Annotated in this window: 1 tRNA gene and 2 rRNA genes; all 3 read left to right on the forward strand. The window is 53.5% G+C overall.

The annotated features are described in order from the left end of the window. Positions 1 to 45: 45 nt before the first annotated feature. Positions 46 to 2,997 (forward strand): 23S ribosomal RNA (locus C9413_RS29820). 110 nt (positions 2,998 to 3,107) lie between these two features. Then, a 5S ribosomal RNA gene (rrf, locus tag C9413_RS29825) occupies positions 3,108 to 3,222 on the forward strand. 103 nt (positions 3,223 to 3,325) lie between these two features. After that, positions 3,326 to 3,402, forward strand: a tRNA-Met gene (locus tag C9413_RS29830). Position 3,403: the final 1 nt, after the last annotated feature.

The raw sequence follows: 3,403 nt of genomic DNA on the forward strand, positions 1-3,403 counted from the left end.
GGTTTTCCAAATCCAACAAAGATGATGAGCATTGGCAATGAGAACGATTAAGTGTCGTAAGGGCATTTGGTGGATGCCTTGGCATGCACAGGCGATGAAGGACGTGATACGCTGCGATAAGCCGTGGGGAGCTGCGAATGAGCTTTGATCCATGGATCTCCGAATGGGGCAACCCACCTTAGATACTTGGGAAATCTGTTTGGTTGTCGGATCTTCGATCCGACGTTACGGCGAACGATCGCCGACGGCCTCTGGCCTGTATGGGTGCCTTGCTCGATGTTCGGGTTTGGCAGCACTACAGCGCGGTAGCGCGTCGCCGGTCGTCCGGCGCGCCGTCCGCAGGCCTTTGGCCGTGAGGACATGAACCAAACAGGTTTCCAAGTATCGTTAATAAGGTATCTTACCTTCGAATACATAGGGGTAAGAAGCGAACGCAGGGAACTGAAACATCTAAGTACCTGCAGGAAAGGACATCAACCGAGACTCCGCAAGTAGTGGCGAGCGAACGCGGACCAGGCCAGTGGCAATGAGGAATAAAGCGGAACCATCTGGAAAGTTGGGCCGTAGCGGGTGACAGCCCCGTACGCGTAGAACACTCATTGTCCTAGAGTAGGGCGGGACACGAGAAATCCTGTCTGAACATGGGGAGACCACTCTCCAAGCCTAAGTACTCGTGCATGACCGATAGCGAACAAGTACCGTGAGGGAAAGGTGAAAAGCACCCCGACAAGGGGAGTGAAATAGAACCTGAAACCGGATGCCTACAAACAGTCGGAGCCTGAAAGGGTGACGGCGTACCTTTTGTATAATGGGTCAACGACTTAGTGTAACAAGCAAGCTTAAGCCGGTAGGTGTAGGCGTAGCGAAAGCGAGTCTGAATAGGGCGATTGAGTTTGTTGCATTAGACCCGAAACCGAGTGATCTAGCCATGAGCAGGTTGAAGGTTGGGTAACACCAACTGGAGGACCGAACCCGCATCTGTTGCAATAGATTGGGATGACTTGTGGCTAGGGGTGAAAGGCCAATCAAACTCGGAAATAGCTGGTTCTCCGCGAAATCTATTTAGGTAGAGCGTCGAGCGAATACCCCCGGGGGTAGAGCACTGGATGGGCTATGGGGACTCACCGTCTTACTGATCCTAACCAAACTCCGAATACCGGGGAGTACTACTCGGCAGACACACGGCGGGTGCTAACGTCCGTCGTGAAAAGGGCAACAACCCTGACCTCCAGCTAAGGTCCCCAAGTCATGGCTAAGTGGGAAAGGATGTGAGGATCCCAAAACAACCAGGATGTTGGCTTAGAAGCAGCCATCATTTAAAGAAAGCGTAACAGCTCACTGGTCTAAATAAGGGTCTTTGCGCCGAAAATGTAACGGGGCTGAAGCCATGCACCGAAGCTGAGGATGTGTAGCAATACACGTGGTAGCGGAGCGTTCCGTAAGCCTGTGAAGGGACAGTCGTGAGACATCCTGGAGGTATCGGAAGTGCGAATGTTGACATGAGTAACGATAAAGAGGGTGAGAGACCCTCTCGCCGAAAGACCAAGGGTTCCTGCTTAAAGTTAATCTGAGCAGGGTTAGCCGGCCCCTAAGACGAGGCGGACACGCGTAGTCGATGGGAACCACGTTAATATTCGTGGGCCTGGTGGTAGTGACGGATTGCTCAACTTGTAAGGTCTTATTGGATTGATCTTGCAGGGACGCGGTTCCAGGAAACAGCTCCACCGTATAGACCGTACCCGAAACCGACACAGGTGGTCAGGTAGAGTATACCAAGGCGCTTGAGAGAACTATGTTGAAGGAACTCGGCAAATTGCACGCGTAACTTCGGAAGAAGCGTGACCCCATTTTGGGCAACCAGGATGGGGTGGCACAGACCAGGGGGTAGCGACTGTTTATCAAAAACACAGGGCTCTGCGAAGTAGCAATACGACGTATAGGGTCTGACGCCTGCCCGGTGCTGGAAGGTTAAAGGGAGAGGTGCAAGCTTTGAACTGAAGCCCCAGTAAACGGCGGCCGTAACTATAACGGTCCTAAGGTAGCGAAATTCCTTGTCGGGTAAGTTCCGACCTGCACGAATGGCGTAACGACTTCCCCGCTGTCTCCAACATAGACTCAGTGAAATTGAATTCCCCGTGAAGATGCGGGGTTCCTGCGGTCAGACGGAAAGACCCCGTGCACCTTTACTATAGCTTTACACTGGCATTCGTGTCGGCATGTGTAGGATAGGTGGTAGGCTTTGAAGCGGGGACGCCAGTTTCCGTGGAGCCATCCTTGAAATACCACCCTTATCGTCATGGATGTCTAACCGCGGTCCGTTATCCGGATCCGGGACAGTGTATGGTGGGTAGTTTGACTGGGGCGGTCGCCTCCGAAAGAGTAACGGAGGCGCGCGATGGTGGGCTCAGACCGGTCGGAAATCGGTCGTCGAGTGCAATGGCATAAGCCCGCCTGACTGCGAGACTGACAAGTCGAGCAGAGACGAAAGTCGGTCATAGTGATCCGGTGGTCCCGCGTGGAAGGGCCATCGCTCAACGGATAAAAGGTACGCCGGGGATAACAGGCTGATGACCCCCAAGAGTCCATATCGACGGGGTTGTTTGGCACCTCGATGTCGGCTCATCGCATCCTGGGGCTGGAGCAGGTCCCAAGGGTTTGGCTGTTCGCCAATTAAAGCGGTACGTGAGCTGGGTTCAGAACGTCGTGAGACAGTTCGGTCCCTATCTGCCGTGGGTGTAGGAATATTGACAGGATCTGTCCCTAGTACGAGAGGACCGGGATGGACATATCTCTGGTGGACCTGTTGTCCTGCCAAGGGCATAGCAGGGTAGCTACATATGGAAGGGATAACCGCTGAAGGCATCTAAGCGGGAAACCCACCTGAAAACGAGTGTTCCCTATCAGAGCCGTGGAAGACGACCACGTTGATAGGCCGGGTGTGGAAGTGCAGCAATGCATGAAGCTTACCGGTACTAATAGCTCGATCGGCTTGATCGTTCTCATTGACAATGCTCATCAAAATGAGCCTGACCCTTACCGGTCAAGACGTGTTCAAAAAAAACGAAGTGAAAACTTCTCCAGCTTCTCAAATCGTTGCGCTTCGCTGACCTGGTGGTTATGGCGGGGTGGCTGCACCCGTTCCCTTTCCGAACACGGCCGTGAAACGCCCCAGCGCCTATGGTACTTCGTCTCAAGACGCGGGAGAGTCGGTCGCCGCCAGGTCTGCGAAACGCAACAAATCAAAATCTTCTCAAAACAATAAAACGGCAATAAGCCAGATAAACCGGCCGCAAATCAAGCGGTCCGTTCCGCTCAATCAAAATAACGCGGGGTGGAGCAGCCCGGTAGCTCGTCAGGCTCATAACCTGAAGGCCGCAGGTTCAAATCCTGCCCCCGCAACCAA

The organism is Rhizobium sp. SEMIA 4085, assembly GCF_013004495.1.
GTDB lineage: Bacteria > Pseudomonadota > Alphaproteobacteria > Rhizobiales > Rhizobiaceae > Rhizobium > Rhizobium gallicum.